Raw genomic sequence first — 19,857 nt, 5'->3', positions numbered from 1 at the left:
AGGTGTCTCCTCAAAGGATGTGGGGGGCAATATGTTCGGCGATCAGTTCGATGGATCGCAGCGTGTCGCGATGGGTGGGCTCGACCGAATGAACCTGGAACGAGATATCCGTGGCGCGCCTGAGAATGGAGTCCGCATGCAGTGAACGCAGCACCGTCTCGGGCGAACCGATATGGGCGTCGAACTGGCGACGAAAATCTGTGACAGTGTCACCTTTAATCGCATGTCCGGCAGCGCGATGCTGCTGGGCCTGCCTGGTGAGACCCGGCGTGGCGACCTTCAGCGCGTAGTCATCGCTGTCGGCGACGAACGCCGTGCGGGAGGCCAGAATACGCGGCGCAATGCCCGCAGGCAGTGCCTCAAGGTAGGCATCCACAATCGGGTTCTGGATCGCGTCGAGCGTTAAATCCAACTGGTCTGCCGGGCGCGGCTGCGTGCGGGAGAGCATCAAACCGTGTCCGGCCCGCGCGGCGCGAACGGCACCGTCGACGGAAAAGGTGGCAATCCAGATCCGTTCAGCCAGCTGTGGCGCTGGCGGATAAAGGTGGTTATTCGGATGGGTGAGCGAATCCCCGCGCCAGGCGCTCTGGATCACATGCAAATGGTCAGCAAAGGCCGCGCCGCGCTGTTCAAACGTCAGTCCGAACGGCAGGAAAGAGGTCGGCGTGCCGCCCGAACCAAAACCGACTTCGAGACGCCCATCGGCGAGTAAATCCAGCACCGCCGCATCTTCCGCCACGCGCAGCGGGTTTTCCATCGGCAGGGTAATGATGGCCGTCCCCAGGCGGATGGTTTCGGTATGCGCCGCAACGTGGGCCAGGAACAGCAGCGGCGACGGCAGGCCGCCTTCACTTTCGTGGAAGTGGTGCTGGGCAATCCAGGCGCTGTCAAAACCGTGGCGTTCGGCGTGGCGGATCTGTTCGGTTGCCAGACGATAGCGCTCCTTTGGCGTGGCGTCGTCAAGCAGGCGGGTGAAAAATCCCAGTCGTTTTCGCGTCATGCGAACTCCTCCGTAGCGGGTGAAAAATGGGGAATGGCGGCAATCAGCTCGCGGGTATAGTCGTTCTGTGGCGACGTGAATAAGGTCTCGACGTCACCGTGTTCGACCACCTGACCGCTGCGCAGCACCGTGACGCTGTGGGCGATCCGGCGAACGGTAGAGAGATCGTGCGTGATGAACAGGTAGGTCAATCCCAGCTGCTGCTGCAGCTGCTGAAGCAGTGCCAGAATCTGCGCTTGTACGGTGACGTCCAGCGCGGAGGTGGCTTCGTCCAGCACCAGAATAGTCGGCTCCAGAATCAGCGCCCGGGCAATGGCTACGCGCTGGCGCTGCCCGCCTGAAAGCTCCCGGGCGGTACGGCTCAGGAGTTCGACGGGCAGGGCAACCCGCTGCGCCACGGTCTCCACCCGGACCTTTCGCTCCGCTTTGCTCAGGCGAGAAAAATTCTTCAGGGGCTCTTCGACGATCTCGAACAGCGTCTGACGCGGGTCGAGAGAGGCGAACGGGTTCTGGTAGACAAACTGGATCTTCTGGCGCAGCTGGCGTCGGGCCTCGCGGCTCAGGTCGGTGGCATCAATATCATCAATAATGACCTGTCCGCTGTCCGCCTGTTCAAAACCCAGCAAAATACGGGCGAGGGTGGTTTTCCCGGAGCCGGATTCACCGACCAGCGCATGCGTGCTGCCGCGCCTGACGTCAAACGTCACCCGATCCAGCGCCTGAAGGTGATGACCTTTGCCCAGCGAGAACCGTTTGCTGATGGCGCGGGCGCGAATGGCCGGTGACGCCAGCGGAAGGCCAGCTACCGGGGCGATGGTCAGGCGCTGGCCCTGGAGATCGCTCAACAGCTGGCGGGTGTAGGCGTGTTGCGGCGTGCGGACAATGTCGGCGGTGTCGCCGTGCTCCTGAACCTCACCGTTGCGAAACACCAGCAGCCTGTCCGCGCGCTGGGCAGCCAACGCCAGATCGTGAGTGACAAACAGAACCGCAGTACCCGATTCCCGGCGCAGGATATCCAGCAGATCGAGAATGCGTTTTTGCACCGTCACGTCCAGCGCGCTGGTGGGCTCATCGGCAACGATCACGTCCGGGCGCAGCGCAATGGCGATGGCAATCAGCACGCGCTGTTTCATCCCGCCGGAGAGCTGATGCGGATACTGCTTCATGCGCTGTTCGGGATGGCTCAGGCCGACCTTTGTCAGCAGGGCGAGCACCTGCTCGTCGCGCTGGAGTGCCGTTACCTTTTGGTGCTGCTGAATAATTTCCCCGACCTGTACGCCGATCGTCTTTACCGGGTTGAGTGAATTACCCGGATCCTGCGGAACCAGGCTGATTCGCGCGCCGCGAAGGGTATCGAGACGCTTCGCTGACCACCGGCTAATCTCCTCGCCGTTGAGCACGATTTTCCCGGCATCGCGTCGGGCGTTATCCGCCAGCAGACCGATGATCGCCTGTGCCGTGGTTGTTTTGCCGGAGCCGGATTCACCGACAAAGGCCAGCATTTCCCCCCGCCGGAGGGTGAAGCTGACGTTATGCACCACCTCGCGCCACTGGCGCGCGGTACGGTAGCTGATGGTCAGGTTTTCTACCGAGAGTACGGTCATTTCAGGCCTCCGCTGAACTGCTGGCTGATACGGTTGGTGGCAAGCACGACGGCGATGACGACCACGCCGGGGAAGGTGGTTAACCACCAGGCGGTAGAGAGATAGTTACGGCCTTCGGCAATCAATAAGCCCCATTCCGGAACAGGCGGCGGGGTGCCGTAGCCGAGAAAGCTCAGCGTGGAAAGCGCCAGAATGGCCTGACCAAACTGCAGCGTGGCAAGGCGAGGACGGCGGTTAAGGCGTTGGGCAGGATGTGTCGCCACAGGACCGCCAGGAACGTCCCGCCGCTGCCAAACGCCGCCTCGACATAATCCGTATGGCGGATGCGCACCACTTCACCGCGCGCGAGGCGGGCGAAGCTGGCGATGGAGGCCACGCCGACGGCAATGGCGGCGTTAACGGTGCCAAACCCGAGCAGAATAATGACCGTCAGCGAGAGCAGCAGAGAAGGAATGGACAACAGCACGTCGACAAAACGCATCAGGAAAGACTCGACGCGTCCCGCGAACGCGCCGGCGATCACCCCCAGACCGGTGCCCACCACCAGCCCCATCGTGACGGCAGCGAGCGCCGCGCTCAGAGAGTGGGAGGCACCATACACAATGCGGGTGTAAACATCGCGGCCAAGCTGATCGGTGCCGAGCCAGTGGCCCGCCTGCGGTGCCAGACGTTGTGCTCCGGCGATGCCCTCAATCGGGCTGTAGTGGGTTAACAGGCCGGGGGCTACGGCAGCAAAAATCGCGAGAATAATCACCGCCCACGCCAGCCACAGTCCCGGCTGCCACGCGACGCCCTGCCAGCCGGGAACGTGTTTTCGCGCGGCGGCAGCGTAATCGACCAGGCTCATGATGCACCTCCGGTAACGGTTTGCAGACGGGGATCCAGCAGCGGCATCAGCAGGTCCACCAGCAGATTGATCAGGACAAAGCCGAGAGCGGAAATCATGACCACCGCCTGAAGCACGGCGATGTCCTGGTTGTTCACCGCCTGCTGGGTCAGCTGCCCGAGCCCGCTGCGGCCAAATACGGTTTCGGTGATCAGCGCTCCGGCAATCAGTTCGCCCAGCAGCAGCCCGGCAATATTGAGTACCGGCAGCAGCGCGTTGCCGGTGACGTGACGCCACAGGACGGCGGTTTCACTCAGCCCTTTGGCGCGGGCGACGGCGACAAACGGCTGCGTCGCCACCTGGTCCAGGCTGCGCATCAGAATTTGTGCCAGCGGGGCGGAGATCGGGATCGCGACGGTGACGATCGGCAGGATCAGCCCCTGCAGCGGCGTCGGGTTAATCACCGGGATCAGCCGCAGCTGGAAAGAAAAGAGCTGGATAAGGGCAATCCCCAGCCAGAACGTGGGTAAGGAGATAAACAGGACCGGCAGAGACTGGTGGGTATTACTCAGCCAGCGCAGACCCGGCAGACGCGATGCAAAGGCCAGCGCAAACGCCAGCAGGACCGCGAGTACAAACGCGGGCAGGGCGAGGCTCAGGGTATCCGGCAGATTGCTGGCAATCAGCTCGCTGACCGGCACCCCGGCCTGTAACGAGTAGCCGAAATCTCCGCGCAGCATCGCCAGCAGCGTGTGGCCGTATTGCTGCCACAGCGGGCTGTCCGCGCCGTAGGCCACGCGCATCTCCTCGATTTGCGCCGGGCTTAGGCCCAGGTCCGGGTTCTGAAATTTAATCAGCACCGCGTCGCCAGGCAGTACCTGGAGCAACACGAACGAGAGGGTAAAGGCGGCCCACAGCACCAGCAGCCCGTGACCAAGACGTTGAAGAAGTGCGTGGCGCATCGTCAGCTCCTCAGTGTTTCTCAATCCAAGCGCCGTAGAACGACGGGCGGCCAACCGCTTCAAAATTGACGCCTTTTAGCCACGGCGCACCGGCAAAGACCTGTGGCTCCTCGAAAATCGGAATGACGTAGGCGTTATCCAGCAGGTAGCGCTGGGCATCGCCGGTCAGCTGCAGGCGTTTTTGCGGATCGACCTCTGAGGAGATATTTACCAGCAGCGCATTCAGCTTGTCGTCGCGGAAGCTTTTGACCTTGTCGCTGGAGCCGCCTTTTTGCAGCAGCGCGTCGCGGTTAGCCGGGTAGAACATGCTTTTCACCACGTCCGGATCGGCGCGGCCCACTTCGGAGACGGTTAACGGGGTTTTCTGTGGATCAAGGTTATCCAGCGTGCGGCTGCCAGCGTCACCGGCTTTTACGTTCAGCACTACGCCCACATGACGCCACTGCTGGGCAACCAGCTGCAGCACCTCTTTGTTTTGCGGCTGCGGCAGGGATTCATATACCGTCAGCGCCAGCCGCTGGCCGTCTTTGGCGCGGATCCCGTCGCTGCCCGCTTTCCAGCCCGCCTCGTCCAGCAGCTGGTTGGCTTTTGCCGGGTCAAAGGTCAGTTTGTCGCTGAGATCGACAAAGCCTGCGGCGGAATCGGCAATCACCGACTTCGCCTGCGGATAGTTGGCCGAGAAGAGGGTCTCGACCACCTGCTTTGCATTCGTGGCATGCAGCAGCGCCTGTCGCACGCGAATATCGGAGACCAGCGGGTTATCCGGGCGGAAGCTGATACTGTCGTTCACCCCGCGCGTTGGAGCGGCGTAGATTTTATAGCCCTGGTCTGTAGCCTGCTTTTCGTCATACGCCTGCACCTGGCGAATAAAGTCGGCCTGACCGGCCAGCAGGGCGCCGACGCGCACGCTGTCCTCCTGGGTCACGATAAATTTGATGCCGTCCAGATTGGCTGGACCCTGTTGCGTCAGGCTTTTGGGCCCCCACTGGTAGTCCTTACGGGCTTCGAGCGTCACTTCGCGGCCGAGCTTCTCGTCCTTCACCACAAACGGGCCGGAGCCAATGATATGTCGGGCATCCCCCAGCTCTTCAAAGTTGCGCTTCAGCGTGCTGAGCGAGACCAGACCTGAGCCAATCGTGGCGGTGCCCTGCAGGAACCCCGGCGACGGTTTTTTGAAGTAGAACTTCACGGTCAGCGGGTCGACCACTTCGCTGCGATCGTAGTTATTGATCACTTCTGACACCGGCAGGCGCTGCGCCTTGTTGCCTAAACCGTAAGTATCAAAGTTTTTTGCTACGGCGTTGGCGTCCAGCGGCGTGCCGTCGGAGAAAGTGATCCCCGGGCGAATTTTGAAGGTGTATTCGGTTTTATCGGCGTTGGTGGTCCAGCTTTCGGCCACCCACGGTTCGACCTGCAGCGTCTTTGGATTTTGCCACGTCAGTTTGTCGGTGATCTGGTTCAGAATGCCGCCGTTCGGGTAGAAGCCGCCGGCAGGCGGATAGAGGTTGGTGTGCGCCTGTTGTTCCAGATAAATCAGCGTGCCGCCTTTGACCGGCGCATCGGCGGACCAGGCTGCAGTTGTCGTCAGAATCAGCGCCGTCAGCAGAGGCAGACGAAATGGGGTTTGCATGGTGAATTCCTTTGTTATCTTCTTGTTAGCGTCGGATTCATCATCGGGCGCGGGGGAAAACAAGGGAACAAAGGAATTAAGATAAGGATTGCCGGAAACTGAAAATAAAAACGCCCGTTAGCGGGGCGATGGCGGGGGCCTAAACGAATTTCGCCAGCGGGTCGGCGGCGGCAAAGGCGACCGTTTTGTCTGCTAATGGCGGATAGATCAGCTCATTCGTGATGGCGATTTTGATCTTCTTCGCCTCGTCGCGGACGGATTTGACGGCCTGTTCCCAGCCCTCGGTATAGACCGCGCCCCACGCGCCTAAATCCAGGCAGGTAACATAGTTCACCTGACGATAAGGGTAAGGAGCAACGTTCAGCAGGCTGGCGGCAGCGTTATGACCGGCAAATTTGCCTAGCTGGATCGCGTGCTGGCAGGTCATCAGCGCCGTGTTGCCCGCATCGTCTGTTTTGGCGTGAGCCATATCGCCGGTGGCATAGACGTCAGGATATTCGGGGACCTGCAACGTTTCTGTCACAACCAGGCGGCCCTGGCTATCGCGTTCACCGTCTATCTGCAGGCTGAGGGGATTTGCCTCGACGCCTGCGGTCCAGACGACGGTCGCAGCAGCAATACGTTCACCGTTTTTCAGCGTTATGCCGTGAGCATCAATGGCTTCAACTTCACTCTTCAGCCGCCATTCAACGCCCAGCGCCTCACTCGCCTCTGCAATCGTTTTACGCAATGCGTCGCTATAGCGGCCGCCAATGACTGGCCCCCTTTCAACTACGACTATTTTAATCTCTGTATTGTCGCCAAAACGGGCACGCAGTCGGGCAGGTAGCTCCGTTGCCAGCTCGATGCCGGTAAAGCCGCCTCCGCAGACTACCACGGTGTTGCGCTCGGGCGTGGAGGGACGTAACGCCAGTGAATCAAGGTGACGCTCAAATACCTGTGCGGATTCCAGCTGGTCGATGTCAAAGGCGTAGTCAGCCAGGCCGGCAATCGGTGGGCGTTTGGTCTGGCTGCCCGTAGCGAGGATCAGCCTATCGTAGGAAGCCGTAGCATGCGCGCCATTGGACATCCGGTATAAAACGGTTTTCGCCGTGGTATCAATTTGTTCCGCGTGTCCGGCAATGAATGTGATATCAAGCTCGGCAAACAGGTCAGTCAACGGGGCGACCAGCGTTGACACCTTCTCCTCATAGAAGCGTGGCCGAACGCGGAGTTCGGGTAAGGGGGCCAGAACCGCAATCTCCAGACTGTTATTACCCTGCTTCTCAGAGAGACGTGCCGCGCTCACGGCTGCCCACATACCCGCAAAACCACTGCCTACGATTAAAATCTGCTTTTTCATATTCTATCCTTTCTCCCGCCAGGCTTCATGCCTGACATAACTGCCACTATACTTGTCGGAGTTAACTCCGACAACTTCTTTCTGAGTTAAAAATCGTTATAATGCTCCGAACACTAATTCGGAGTTAACCATGGCGTTTTACAGTTCCGGTGTGGAATACGGCATTCACAGCCTGATGTGTATGGTGGATGCGAAGGGCAACGAGCGTGAGATGAGCGTCCGTGAGATGGCTGCTTTGCAGGGCGTGCCGTATGACTACCTCGGCAAAATCTTCACACGCCTGTCACGTGCCGGGCTGGTCATCAGTACGGAAGGCAAGGGCGGGGGCTTTAAGCTGGCGCGTCCGGCGGAGCTGATCAGCGTGCTGGATGTGGCGCATGCCATTGACGGCGAGAAAAACATGTTCGAATGTCGTGAAGTGCGCCAGCGGCTGGCCGTGTTTGATGAAGCACCGCCTGCCTGGGTCTGCGACGGCCCGTGCGGAGTACGTTCAGTCATGGATAGCGCGCAGCAGCGGATGGAAGAGGAGCTGGCGCGTCATACTATTCTCGACCTGGCGCGTAAAATGTACCGAAAAGCGCCGGACACCTTCCAGATTGAGGTTCAGGAGTGGATTTCAGTTCGTCGTTCGTCGTAGCAATGAGCCGGGTAAGGCGTAGCCACTACCCGGCAAAAGGTGTTTACGAGCGTAAGTCGATCACCATACGGCCACGGATCTGGCCCTGTTCCATCTCTTTAAAAATGGCGTTGATGTCCTCGATAGGACGCATCGTCACTTTCGGTACTACTTTGCCCTCGGCCGCAAACTGGAAGGCCTCCTGCAGATCCTGACGGGTGCCAACCAGCGAACCTACCACCTGAATACCGTCCAGCACCAGGCGCGGAATGTCCAGGCTCATCGCTTCCGGCGGCAGGCCAACGGCGACCACGCGGCCACCGGCACGCACGGCATCTACCGCCGAGTTGAAGGCCGCTTTTGCGACGGCGGTGACGACTGCGGCATGCGCGCCGCCGGTTTTTTCCTGCACAATCTTAGCGGCATCTTCGCTGCGTGAGTTGATGGTTAAATCCGCACCCATGCTCGCGGCCAGCTTCAGCTGTTCATCGTTAACGTCCAGAGCGATGACTTTGGCATTAAACACGTTTTTGGCGTACTGCAGCGCAAGGTTGCCCAGCCCGCCCAGACCGTAAATCGCGATCCACTGGCCCGGTTTTATGCCGGAGATTTTCACCGCTTTGTAGGTGGTGACACCGGCGCAGGTGATGCTGCTGGCCGCCGCCGAATCCAGACCATCCGGCACTTTTACCGCGTAATCCGCGGTGACGATGCACTCTTCCGCCATGCCGCCGTCAACGGAGTAACCGGCGTTTTTCACGTCACGGCACAGGGTTTCGTTACCGGTATTACAGTATTCGCAGTGACCGCATCCTTCAAAGAACCAGGCCACGCTTGCGCGGTCGCCGACTTTCAGCGACGTCACGCCAGGGCCGACTTCTTTCACGATACCAATACCTTCATGGCCCAGGATTACCCCGGTTTTATCGCCAAAATCACCGTTCTTCACGTGGAGGTCGGTATGGCATACACCACAGCACTCCATTTTCAGCAGGGCTTCCCCATGCTTAAGCGGGCGTAAGGTTTTTTCAGTGACATTGACCTGATGATCCTGAGTAACAACAGCAGCCTTCATGTGTATCTCCTTGTTCATGATAAGAATCTGCATAGCAGGTGTAGTACCCCTTAAGGATTAATACATTAGCCTGGTAATGCAAGGCTGCGGCAACATAATGTCATCATTTGATTCGATTTCAGATTAAGAATACGGCGATCCTCTAATAATTAAGGGGGAAAATGCTGGCCCGGCGAGGCGCTCGCCGGGCGCAGATTTACAGCTGGGCTTCAATCTCCTCAATTTCTCTTCGCCATTGCGCCTGCAGCTGCGGCTTCTGATGTTTCGGCTTACGCGCCAGATCGTCTTCCAGCAGCGTTTCCAGCGCGATCAGCCGCTCCAGCAGATCGTCGTACGGCGAGGGTTGAACCTCGCCAGCGGTGACGACAGGCGCGGCGGATGTCCCCAGCCCCGCGCTTTCACGCAGCCGCTCAAACACGGCTTCAGCATCGTGCCACTCGCTCAGCCAGCCGTCCTCAATCAGCCAGAAACGGTTACAGCTTTGGCTAATTAACTGGCGATCGTGGCTGACCAGCAGCACGCCGCCTTCGAACTGTTGCAGCGTTTCCGCCAGTGCCTCTTTGCCTTCCATGTCGAGATGGTTGGTGGGCTCATCCAGAATCAGCAGGCTGTAGCGGGCAAGCGTCAGCCCGACGAACAGCAGGCGAGAGCGCTCGCCGCCGCTGAGCGTGCTGACTTTTTGCCCGTGGCGCGCCCACGGGAACCCGGCGCTGATGAGCGCCATCTTCCTGTTTTGCGGGTCGGGAGCGAAAGGTTCCAGCGCGTCGAGCAGCGTGGCCTCATCCGGCAGCTGATGCAGCGTCTGGTCGTAGTAGCCCGGCGAGACGCGCGGATGGATTTTCAGCCCGCTGTCCGTCGGTTCATCCACAAAATGTCGCCAGATAAGCTTCATCAGCGACGATTTACCGCAGCCGTTACGACCGACAATTGCTACGCGATCGCCGCTTTTCAGCCGCGCCGTTTCGATGTTAAACAGCGGCGGTAGCCCGGGCGCAGGTGTAACGCTGAGGTTTTCCATCTCCAGCAGACGGTCCGCCCGCAGCGCGTCGCCGCGCAGGCTTAGCGTCCATGGACTGCCCGCCGTGAGCGCGGTCTGGCTCTCTTTGAGTCGTTCGACCTGTTTTTCCATCTGTTTGGCTTTGCGGGCCAGGTCTTCGTTGTCGTAAACCTTACCCCAGGTCGCCAGCCGCTTTGCGCTGGCGGTCACGCGGTCGATCTCCTTTTGCTCCGCCTTGTGGCGCTGCGCATCGCTTTCGTCTTTTGCTGCAAGCGCTTTACGGGCGGCCGTACAGGGAAGGGCAAAGTAGTGCAGCGTCTTATCACGCAGGATCCAGCTGCCGTTTGTGACGGCATCCAGCAGCTGTCTGTCGTGCGAAACCAGCACGAAGCTGCCTGACCAGTTCTGTAAAAAGTGTTCCAGCCAGAGCATGGTCGGCAGATCCAGGTGGTTGCTGGGTTCATCCAGCAGGAGCAGATCCGGCTCGTGAATCAACGCCCGCGCCAGCAGCAGGCGGGTGTGCTGTCCGCCACTCAGGGTGGCGGATTGCAGCGTCATATCCTGCGGCGTGAAGCCCATGCTCGCCAGCAGCGTTTCAGCTTTCCAGCGCAGGCTGTCGTGCTCAGCTAAAGGCAGTTGCGCGAGTACGGCATCCAGCATGGTCAGCGGGAAAATGGCGTCCGGGAGATGTTGCTCCACGCGCGCCATCAGGCAGTGCCCGGCCAGCGCTACCGTTCCGGCGGCTGGGATATCTGTTCCGTCCAGCACCTTCAAAAGCGTACTTTTGCCGCAGCCGTTGTCGCCCAGCAGGCCGATGCGGTCGCCTTTTTTCAGCGTAAAGGAGAGTGAGTCGAAGAGCGTGCCAAACGCCGTATCAACGCGTAAAGATTGTGCAGTGAGTAAAGTGCTCATTGTTGCTTACCCAAGAGTTACAGGCATGTTTATGCCTCGTCAAACATCGCTGACGATAACTCAGTAAGCCCGAGAGAAGGGATTTCAGGGGGTGGTGTCTTCGCTCAAGCAGAAGTTATCGCAGCACGATACCGATAACGCTTGAGCTGGTGCGATCACCAAATGTATGTGAAACATTGAAAATTTCACAGTACAGCATAATTGGCCTCCTTATATGTTATGAGTTTGTAGGTGACTATCACTATACAACGTTTTCCTGCATATACCAAACAGAGGGGCAGCATTGCAGCCAGTGCAAATGCCGCCTTCGTCATCATGCACAACAACGATCGTTCCATGAATCACGATAGATAATATTACCCTCCGTATACTTCCAGGTAATCGCTTCATAACGTAATTCGAGCGTTTCAAGATGTGTGCTGCTTATACCGTTAGGAGACAGGTAGGGTGCAACAGTTGTAAACTTGACGTTTTCCAGAATGATATTGAAATACTCGGCCTCAATACCTGATTCCAGAATACGGTACATTTTAATTGTGGCTTTCTTCATGGTTCGGCCTTCACAGACAGCGCGGTACAAAAGTGGTGTTGTTTGGTCAAACTCCTTTACTATCGTGATAGGGCGATGGACTCGCGTTCCTGTTAGTTTTCCCCAGCTTGGATCTACCGGGATAGTGACACCGTGAGAAAAGGATTTTAACTCGATAGACCCCAGGCGAAGTGGCATCATGCAGCTACCGATTACCGGAGAACCGTTCTCATCTTCAAGCCATAAGTGTGCTGGTGTAGACATACTATTTCCTTATAGATAAATTACGATAAAGCTAACGTTTGAGATTTACAATTTCATATAGCGATAAAATAACCATCACAAAAATGAAGAATATAGGAACAGGCCATATTGGCCCGTCAGGGCAAAGTTGGAAAAAGACAATTGCAAATAAAAGTGTCAATAGCGAAGGGCCGTACATCGATATCAATGAAAAGAATATCCGCCTGAAAAATCTTTTAATAAGATGCATCATGATTACTGAACCATCTTTGTTATGATATCTGCAATCTCACTATCCGATACCCATTGTGCTTTAAAAGTTTCAGCCCGTTTAAACAATGGCTCTATCAAGAAGTACAACATTTCCAGCTCTTTAGCGTATAGCGCTGAGTAGTACGCTGGATAAGTAATATGAAGGCGATGCGAACTATCTGCTGCTTTCTGAACAATGCCGTACAGGCCAATACCTCCAACAATCTGTCCCGCTCTTCGCCCAGCCAGTGCACTAAGTTCAAGGCTTAGATTCATACATGCAGCAACATATGATGCTGTTGCTAAAGCAAATCCGGCGTTTGTAAGTGAACTTGCGGCGATATGAATATTTACTGTCATCAGCAATTGTTTGATGTGCTCTAGCTGATCGGAGGTTTTGTGTCGGAATACTTCTTCAAAGTAGATGTTGAGCATTTCACATACAACATCTCTATGCCATATAATATGATAAACACCTTTAGCAAATCGGATGTCTTCGGACTTTTGTTTCTGGCATACGTCTTGATATTCATCAGTAAAGCAGGAGGTATAATACAGCGCGCGCGTTGCACCTGCGCCGATCGTTTCAATCTGATTTGATACGGCTTTTCCTACACCCGTTAATGCATGCTCGAGTTTTAACGCAAGGATGTTATTCGCCTGCAAATAACTTATCACTTCATTTTTATAGTACATAACCGCTCCTTACTTTCCTCGCAATTATTAGTAATGCAAAACGTTACTAAACTCTTAAAAAAATACGTTTGTTAGACAAAAAGTGTTATGCGAAATTTTTATATTTCAATGGGGTATGAATAGTTGTTGAAATATTTATTTTTTTAATAAGGGGAAGAGGAATGCCGTAGAAGCGGCAAAGAAAATAAAGGGAGGAGGGTGTTCACGTTCCCTCTCCCTTTTGAGGAGAGGGAAGGGTCGGAGCTAATTAAATCGAGGTACGGCGATAGCTGCGGTATTCAGGCATCCAGAAGTTATCATCAATAGCCTGCTGCAGTGCGTCGGCAGAGGTTTTCACCGCCACGCCCTGCTGCTGCGCCATTTTACCCACCGCAAACGCGATAGCGCACGACACCTTGTGAATGTCCTTCAGTTCCGGCAGCACCAGCCCTTCGCCGTTGTTGACCAGCGGCGAATAGCCCGCAAGGGTTTCGCTCGCTGACATCAGCATCTCATCGGTAATGCGGGACGCGCCGGAGGCGATCACGCCCAGACCAATGCCCGGGAAGATATAGGAGTTGTTGCACTGGGCGATCGGATAGGTTTTATCCTTCCATACCACCGGATCGAACGGGCTGCCGGTGGCAACCAGCGCGTTACCTTCGGTCCAGGCGATGATGTCCTGCGGCGTCGCTTCCACGCGGGAGGTCGGGTTAGAAAGCGGCATCACGATAGGGCGCTCGCAGTGCTTGTGCATCTCGCGAATAATCTCTTCGGTGAAGAGACCGGTTTGCCCGGAAACGCCGATCAGAATATCTGGCTTCACGTTGCGCACCACGTCCAGCAGGGAGAGCACTTCGTTGTCGGTGTCCCAGTTCTTCAGGTTCTCGCGCTTCTGCACCAGCTTGGTCTGGAACGGCAGCAGGTTCGGCATACCGTCGGTCAGCAGGCCGAAACGGTCAACCATAAAGACGCGGGAGCGGGCCAGCTCTTCGCTTAAGCCTTCGCGCTGCGTCTGGGCAATAATCTGCTCGGCGATGCCGCAGCCCGCAGAGCCTGCGCCCAGGAAGACGATTTTCTGGTAGCTCAGCTGGCTACCGGCCGCGCGGCTGGCGGCGATAAGCGTGCCCACGGTCACCGCTGCGGTGCCCTGGATGTCGTCGTTAAAGGAGCAGATCTCATCGCGATAGCGGTTCAGCAGCGGCATCGCGTTTTTCTGCGCAAAGTCTTCAAACTGCAGCAGAACGTCCGGCCAGCGGTGCTTCACGGCCTGAATGAAATCGTCGACAAACTGATAGTACTCGTCGTCGGTAATGCGCGGATGACGCCAGCCCATGTACAGCGGATCGTTCAACAGTTGCTGGTTGTTGGTGCCGACATCCAGCACCACCGGCAGGGTGTACGCCGGGCTGATGCCGCCGCAGGCGGTGTAGAGAGAGAGTTTACCGATTGGGATCCCCATCCCGCCAATGCCCTGGTCGCCGAGGCCGAGAATACGTTCCCCGTCCGTCACCACAATCACTTTAATATTGTGGTTCGGCACGTTCTGCAGAATGTCGTCCATGTTGTGACGATTCTGATAAGAGATAAAGACGCCACGTGAGCGACGGTAGATCTCAGAGAAGCGTTCGCACGCCGCACCCACCGTTGGGGTGTAGATCACCGGCATCATCTCTTCGAGATGGTTTTGCACCAGGCGATAGAAGAGGGTTTCGTTGGTGTCCTGGATGTTGCGCAGGTAGATGTGTTTATCGATCTCGGTTTTGAAGCCCTGATACTGGATCCACGCGCGCTCTGCCTGCTCTTCAATGGTTTCAACCACTTCCGGCAGCAGGCCAAGCAGGTTAAAGCTGCTGCGCTCTTCCATGCTGAAGGCGCTGCCTTTGTTGAGCAGGGGGAATTCGAGTAAAACCGGGCCGGCGTATGGGATGTATAAGGAACGATGTTTTTTCAGTTTGTTGTCCATGTCACTCACTCTTTTTTTGAAGATCCGTCCCTGACACTGCTGTTTGTCATCTTTCTGGCCTGTGCTACGGGGTGCGGTCGGGCGGTATTATAAAGGAGCTAAATATTAATTACCGCAACACATAAACAAAAACACCATCGGTTTTGCCGATGGTGTTCTGGATCTCAGTCGGGAACTTACTTGCCCGCGTGGCGTTTTCTGCCGGTGGCGTGAGTGACTTGCGTTTCGTGGTCGCCTTCAATCACCACTTTACGCTGATTAGAAAGCTTGTAGTTCAGTCCCAGAATGTGGCGTGCCTGACGGTTCGATTTCATGTTAACTCCTCAATCCTGTTGATAGTTTTAAGGACCAGTTTGCTTTCGCAAACGAAATGTAACCCCTTAGGTTGCAGATCCAGCTTAGCAGGTTTTTACAAAGGTGCGCTTTGCCCGCTGACGACGTAGTTAATGGTCTGCTGGTAGATGTCACTGAGGATGTCATTATCCGTGGATTCCACCCACTTGGTCAGTTCCATTAAAATGTCATCTTCAGTCACAGCACCGTGCTCAGCGTGAAGACCCTGCGCAATCGCGTTAACGAGTTCAGGTTGTGCTGCTGTGGTATTAGCCGGGTAATAAGTAAACATGCTGCCTCCGTGTCGTTGTCTGTTTAATGGTACGGCTCGCAAAAAATTTAATTCATAAACAGAATGGCAAATATTTCCCCGGTTGTGTCTCAGATTCATCTTAGAAATAAAAATGACATAAGTGCATGCTTTTATGCGTTTTTAAAACGGAGGGATATATTGGCGTGAGGCAGTGCGGATATTATGGCGGTGCTCCTGCTATCGCGGGAATATAGCAGGAGCCGTTTTTAAATTACCACTTCATTTCGCCGGTATTCACTTTTGCGCTTAATTCCAGAGAGCTCTCTTCTGCCAGATCCGGATACTGTTTTTTCACTGCACCGATGACGCCCGCAGAGTTTTTATGTGCCGATAACGCCTGTTCAAAATGCTGCAGATAGCCACGGGTAAAATCAATAGCCCCGGTTCCGGACGGTGGTGTGCCCAGATAGTGGCCTGGGATCACGCGTTCCGGCTTGTGCGCGGCCATGTTGTCCAGGGTCTGCTGCCACTGCTGACGGCGAGCCGGCGTCTGGGTATCAGCCGTCCAGACGTGAATCCCCCAAGAGACCCCGGTGCCGCCGAGGATGGTTTTCACGGACGGGATCCACACGTAGGCCGCGTAGCTGTCCGGCTGCTCGATATCGACCTTTTCCCCGTCAATCATAAAGGTGGTGGAGGCGAGCACCTGCGGCACCACCAGTTCAGTTGGCGCGCCGTCTTTCATCTGCGGGCCCCAGAAGGCGAGCTTGGCGTCTTTGGTAGCCTTAATATGGTCAACCACCTGCTGCGTGGCCACCACTTTGGCATTCGGGAAGGCTTTCACCAGCGGCTGCAGGCCAAAATAGAAATCCGGATCGCCGGAAGTGATCACAATCTTATTCAGCGTTTTACCGCTGCGGCGAATTTTCTCTACCAGCGCTTCGCCATCCTTCACGCTGAACTGCGCGTCAAACAGCACCGCCTCTTTCGGGCCGGAAACGAGCGTGGAGGAGACCGCGAAAATGCCTTTATCCTGCGGGTTATAGGTATCAATCGTCAACGGCGCGGCAAAAACGGCCGGAGCGAAAAGAGTGGAAAGCAGGGCAATATGAGTGAGTTTCATGCTGTTGTCTCTGTTGTTCAGGAATGTCTCTATTGTACGGATATTCTCATTTGCCAGAATTCCTGAAACAAGACATGCTTAGTTTCATAAATCGAGCAGATGGAGCTTATATGGATCGCGTTATTGCCGCTCAGGTCTATAACCGGATATGCGAGCTGGGAAGCCTGAGCGCGGCGGCCCGCGCGCTGGGCATTTCCCGGCCGATGGTGAGCCGTTACCTTGAACAAATGGAGAAGTGGGCGGGGACGCGGCTGGTAAACCGCTCCACGCGCAAGTTGACGCTGACGGCGGCAGGGGAAAAGGTGCTGCAAAAAACGCGGACGCTCTCGCAGATCTCGCAGGAAATCGAAGGTCAGTCGGAAAAAGATCTGCCGTCCGGCACGCTGCGGGTAGCCTGCGCGCACTTTACCGCCATGCACCTGATTGCGCCGGTCCTGCCCGGCCTGCTCTCGCGCTACCCGCAGCTGCGCATTGAGCTGGACGTGAACAACCATCCGGTCAGCCTGGTGGGAGAGCGCATTGACGTCGCCGTGCGCATTACCGATAACCCGGAGCCCGGCATGATCGCCCGCCGGCTGGGGGAATGTCGATCGGTGCTCTGCGCCTCGCCGGCGTATCTGGCACAGCACGGCACGCCCGTCAGCCCCGAAGAACTGGCGCAGCATAACTGCCTGCACTACAGCTTTTTCGCGGGGCAGTCCTGGCACTTCCTGACCCCGGAAGGCGAAAGCCTGAGCGTGGCCGTCAGCGGCAACCTGAGCGCCAGTATCTCTTCACTGCTCATGAACGCGGCGATCGAGCACTGCGGCATCGCCATGCTGCCGGAGCGCGAAGCGCGCGCCGCGCTGGAGCAGGGATTACTGGTGCCGGTACTGGCGTCGCTGGAGCCGAAATCGCTTGCCATCCACGGCATTTATCAGTCACGGGAATACCAGCCTGCCGCGCTGCGCGTGTTTCTTGACGAACTGTCCCGCCACCTTGCCTGAGGGGCGATTATTTTGCCTTTAGCCAGGGAGAGGCCGTGCTCCAGAAAATAATATCGGCCCCGAGATAATTTTCGCCGAAGCGGACAAACTCGGCTTTGGTGAACGGTTTTCCGGTCTGAGGATCCTTATAGGTCAGAGTCGGCTCCTGAACCGCCATGGCAATGAGCGGCAGCGCCTGTTTATTTTTATGGAAGAAGGGATAGGCATTCTTCATGTGCGCCTTGCGGTTGGGCACAATGTCCGGCCCGCCCAAGCCAATATTGTTGGCGCTGGCATACGCAAAAAGACGCCCCATATAGTTGTGGTCGTTATCCCACTCGCACGGCCAGAAGTTCACGTACTGCACCACATGTGATTTCTGAAAAACCTTGCGCGCAAAGGACAGATTTTCCATCTCACCCGCGAAATAGCTATCGCAGGTGAAGCCCGCTGGCGGATTTTTCTCGTCAATATCAATCGCGGTTTCAGGCAGGTTTACGCCATACACCTCGCCATCAAAGCGTTTTGCGAGCGCTGCCAGCAGTGCCTGGTAGCGCTGGCGCACCGTGGGGTCCCACTGACGCGCTACCCATCCCGCGCCGACAGGCTTGCCCTCGCCGGGGTTATCAAACTGCGGCGCAATCCCGCCGCTGTATTGCTTATCGTGCAACAGATAGTCCGGGACGTAGCGGGCGTCCGGCTCAAAGAAACGATCCTGGATCTGAATAAAGAGTTTTTTCCGGACGGCCTTAAGACGCGCCAGATCCTGCTCAATCCGCGAGAAGTCATAGCTATCCTTCTCGGGTTCAAGCTGGCGCCAGTTGTAAACGATCTGCACGCCGCCGATATCGCTTCGTGCAACAAGCGGGAACGCCGTGTCGAGCTCGCCGGAGCTGGTATAGATAAAGTTCTCGGGCGTTTTCGCCTGTAAAGACAACGAAATAGCCAGGGTAGTTATCGCAACGGCCGTCCTGATTTTTAGCATCACAGGTTTATCCTTTTTGTCGGTACAGCAGGTGTAAGTCCCGGAATTGTCTGTGTTCCAGGGCGTGTCAGATGTGTAGTCTATACTTAACCCTTTGTAAGCCAAAAGGAGAGCAAGAATGACTATTCATAAGCACGGTTCGGCGCACTGGTCTGGCGACATTAAGCGCGGTAAAGGAACGGTTTCCACCGAGAGCGGCGTTCTCAATCAGCAGCCTTATGGTTTCAATACCCGCTTTGAGGGTGAAAAGGGGACCAACCCGGAAGAACTCATCGGTGCGGCACATGCGGCCTGTTTTTCGATGGCGCTGTCCCTGATGCTCGGCGAAGCGGGCTATACCGCTGACTCTATTGATACCACGGCGGACGTCTCTCTGGATAAAACCGACGGCGGCTTCGCTATCACAAAGGTTGCTCTGAAAAGCAAGGTGACCGTTCCCGGCATCGCCCCTCAGCAGTTTGACGGCATTATTCAGAAAGCCAAAGCGGGCTGTCCGGTTTCACAGCTTCTGAAAGCCGAGATCACCCTGGACTATAAGCTTAACTAAATCACAGCCGGGTTTGTGCCCGGCTATCCCTTCAGCGCGGCGGGGAACACCTCCGCCAGCCAGGCGATAAACACCTTCAGTCTGTGCGTCAAATGCCTGTTCTGCGGGTAGACCACGTGAAACGGGTACGCGGCAGGCTGCCAGTCACCCAGAATCGCCACCAGCGCTCCCGCCTGCAAGTAGGTCTTTGCTGAATACTCAAAAGTTTGAACGATCCCCAGACCCGCCGCGGCGGCCGCCAGATGAGCGTTACTTTCATTGACGCCGAGATAGTGCGGAAGAGTGATTTCCAGCGCCTCGCCGTTCTGCCGGAAGCGAAACGGAAACGGCCGCCCGGTGACGGGAGAGAGATAACTAACAAGCTTGTGGCCGTTGCGCAACTCCTGCGGATAGGCCGGAACGCCGTGGTTTTTAAGGTAACCCGGCGTCGCGCAGGTGACCATCTGAGCGTCACCGAGATGACGGGCGATAAGCGTTGAATCGTTCAGCGGGCCGCCGCGGATCACGCAGTCTACGTTACCGCTGATAAGATCGACCGGACGATCGGCCACGCCAAGATCGATACGGATATCCGGGTAGCGCTGCATAAAATCCGGCAGCAGGGGGATGAGCACGTCCCGTGCGGTGGAACCGCCCACGTCAACCCGCAAATGTCCCTTGGGCGTCGCGCGGGAAACGCGAAACGAGGTGTCGATATCTTCGATATCAATCAGCACCCGGCGCGCTTTTTCATAGTATTCCAGCCCTTCAGGCGTCGTGACCACCCGACGAGTCGTCCGGTGAAGGAGACGTATCGCCAGGTGCGCCTCAAGGGATTTAACCAGTTTGCTCAGCGTGGCGATCGGCATATTCAGCGAGTCCGCCGCGCGGGTAAAGCTGCCGGATTCCACCACCCGCGTGAAGGCGCGCATCGCCATTAGCTGATCCATGATGACCTCTGATTATTTCCATAGGTGAATAGTCATTTTCATTTTTGCCCATTTTTCACAAATGTCGCAAGGGATAAAGTCTGTCCAACGCAA

The 19,857-nt window shown here is 56.6% G+C and carries 18 protein-coding genes and 1 pseudogene; 3 read left to right on the top strand and 16 right to left on the bottom strand.

Features of this window, described 5'->3' with window-relative positions; translation table 11 throughout:
• Window positions 1-10: 10 nt before the first annotated feature.
• The 6 genes and pseudogenes from IM303_RS12060 to IM303_RS12035 form a co-directional block, all read right to left on the bottom strand.
• Window positions 11-1,000, bottom strand: a complete 990-nt coding sequence (locus IM303_RS12060; RefSeq protein WP_193359977.1) for a putative FMN-dependent luciferase-like monooxygenase — start codon at window positions 998-1,000, stop codon at window positions 11-13.
• Window positions 997-2,604, bottom strand: coding sequence for an ABC transporter ATP-binding protein (locus IM303_RS12055; protein WP_193359976.1), 1,608 nt, complete (start codon window positions 2,602-2,604; stop codon window positions 997-999). Before IM303_RS12055 ends, IM303_RS12060 begins: the two co-directional genes overlap by 4 nt.
• Window positions 2,601-3,451: pseudogene (locus IM303_RS12050) on the bottom strand (ABC transporter permease). Before IM303_RS12050 ends, IM303_RS12055 begins: the two are co-directional and overlap by 4 nt.
• Window positions 3,448-4,392: an ABC transporter permease gene (locus IM303_RS12045; RefSeq protein ID WP_193359975.1), complete on the bottom strand. Its 945-nt coding sequence runs from the start codon at window positions 4,390-4,392 to the stop codon at window positions 3,448-3,450. Before IM303_RS12045 ends, IM303_RS12050 begins: the two are co-directional and overlap by 4 nt.
• Before the next feature lie 10 nt (window positions 4,393-4,402).
• Window positions 4,403-6,022 carry a TIGR04028 family ABC transporter substrate-binding protein gene (locus tag IM303_RS12040; RefSeq protein WP_193359974.1) on the bottom strand — a complete coding sequence of 540 codons (1,620 nt, stop codon included), beginning with the start codon at window positions 6,020-6,022 and terminating at the stop codon, window positions 4,403-4,405.
• Between the two features lie 139 nt (window positions 6,023-6,161).
• On the bottom strand, window positions 6,162-7,364 hold the full coding sequence (locus IM303_RS12035; protein WP_193359973.1) for an NAD(P)/FAD-dependent oxidoreductase: 1,203 nt from the start codon (window positions 7,362-7,364) through the stop codon (window positions 6,162-6,164).
• A 130-nt stretch (window positions 7,365-7,494) separates the two neighbouring features.
• On the opposite strand from IM303_RS12035, the gene IM303_RS12030 reads away from it, so the two are divergent.
• Window positions 7,495-8,001, top strand: coding sequence for an Rrf2 family transcriptional regulator (locus IM303_RS12030; protein ID WP_028013240.1), 507 nt, complete (start codon window positions 7,495-7,497; stop codon window positions 7,999-8,001).
• 43 nt (window positions 8,002-8,044) lie between these two features.
• On the opposite strand, the gene adhP is transcribed toward IM303_RS12030, so the two are convergent.
• From adhP to IM303_RS11990, 8 genes are all read right to left on the bottom strand, one after another.
• The gene (adhP, locus tag IM303_RS12025; RefSeq protein ID WP_041909867.1) at window positions 8,045-9,055 is read right to left on the bottom strand and encodes an alcohol dehydrogenase AdhP; all 1,011 of its coding nucleotides are present in this window, start codon (window positions 9,053-9,055) and stop codon (window positions 8,045-8,047) included.
• 196 nt (window positions 9,056-9,251) lie between these two features.
• Window positions 9,252-10,964, bottom strand: a complete 1,713-nt coding sequence (locus IM303_RS12020) for an ABC-F family ATP-binding cassette domain-containing protein (RefSeq protein ID WP_193359972.1) — start codon at window positions 10,962-10,964, stop codon at window positions 9,252-9,254.
• A 313-nt stretch (window positions 10,965-11,277) separates the two neighbouring features.
• Window positions 11,278-11,757 (bottom strand): type VI secretion system tube protein TssD, encoded by a 480-nt coding sequence (locus tag IM303_RS12015; RefSeq protein WP_028013237.1) that lies wholly within the window; start codon window positions 11,755-11,757, stop codon window positions 11,278-11,280.
• Window positions 11,758-11,991: 234 nt separating this feature from the next.
• A complete protein-coding gene (locus IM303_RS12010; RefSeq protein WP_192986963.1) occupies window positions 11,992-12,684 on the bottom strand; it encodes a hypothetical protein in 693 nt (230 codons plus the stop codon).
• Between the two features lie 247 nt (window positions 12,685-12,931).
• The gene (locus tag IM303_RS12005; RefSeq protein WP_193359971.1) at window positions 12,932-14,629 is read right to left on the bottom strand and encodes an NAD-dependent malic enzyme; all 1,698 of its coding nucleotides are present in this window, start codon (window positions 14,627-14,629) and stop codon (window positions 12,932-12,934) included.
• A 176-nt stretch (window positions 14,630-14,805) separates the two neighbouring features.
• Window positions 14,806-14,943, bottom strand: coding sequence for a stationary-phase-induced ribosome-associated protein (gene sra / locus IM303_RS12000; RefSeq protein ID WP_008501714.1), 138 nt, complete (start codon window positions 14,941-14,943; stop codon window positions 14,806-14,808).
• Window positions 14,944-15,038: 95 nt separating this feature from the next.
• The gene (gene bdm, locus IM303_RS11995; RefSeq protein WP_028013234.1) at window positions 15,039-15,254 is read right to left on the bottom strand and encodes a biofilm-dependent modulation protein; all 216 of its coding nucleotides are present in this window, start codon (window positions 15,252-15,254) and stop codon (window positions 15,039-15,041) included.
• Window positions 15,255-15,486: 232 nt separating this feature from the next.
• The gene (locus tag IM303_RS11990) at window positions 15,487-16,338 is read right to left on the bottom strand and encodes a Vmh family MBL fold metallo-hydrolase (protein ID WP_193359970.1); all 852 of its coding nucleotides are present in this window, start codon (window positions 16,336-16,338) and stop codon (window positions 15,487-15,489) included.
• A gap of 110 nt (window positions 16,339-16,448) precedes the next feature.
• Between IM303_RS11990 and IM303_RS11985 the strand changes: the two genes are divergently transcribed.
• The gene (locus IM303_RS11985) at window positions 16,449-17,324 is read left to right on the top strand and encodes a LysR family transcriptional regulator (RefSeq protein WP_045260574.1); all 876 of its coding nucleotides are present in this window, start codon (window positions 16,449-16,451) and stop codon (window positions 17,322-17,324) included.
• Between the two features lie 7 nt (window positions 17,325-17,331).
• Here IM303_RS11985 and IM303_RS11980 read toward each other — a convergent pair whose 3' ends face one another.
• Window positions 17,332-18,288, bottom strand: a complete 957-nt coding sequence (locus IM303_RS11980; protein ID WP_048999634.1) for a hypothetical protein — start codon at window positions 18,286-18,288, stop codon at window positions 17,332-17,334.
• Window positions 18,289-18,406: 118 nt separating this feature from the next.
• Here IM303_RS11980 and IM303_RS11975 point away from each other — a divergent pair, with 118 nt between their 5' ends.
• Window positions 18,407-18,835, top strand: a complete 429-nt coding sequence (locus IM303_RS11975) for an OsmC family protein (protein ID WP_023311893.1) — start codon at window positions 18,407-18,409, stop codon at window positions 18,833-18,835.
• A gap of 23 nt (window positions 18,836-18,858) precedes the next feature.
• Here IM303_RS11975 and IM303_RS11970 read toward each other — a convergent pair whose 3' ends face one another.
• A complete protein-coding gene (locus IM303_RS11970) occupies window positions 18,859-19,764 on the bottom strand; it encodes a LysR family transcriptional regulator (RefSeq protein ID WP_028013229.1) in 906 nt (301 codons plus the stop codon).
• Between the last annotated feature and the right edge of the window lie 93 nt (window positions 19,765-19,857).

The sequence above is a fragment of the Enterobacter cloacae complex sp. P38RS genome, assembly GCF_014930775.1.
Classification (GTDB): Bacteria; Pseudomonadota; Gammaproteobacteria; order Enterobacterales; family Enterobacteriaceae; genus Enterobacter; species Enterobacter bugandensis.
This window is presented reverse-complemented; position numbering and strand designations above follow the sequence as displayed.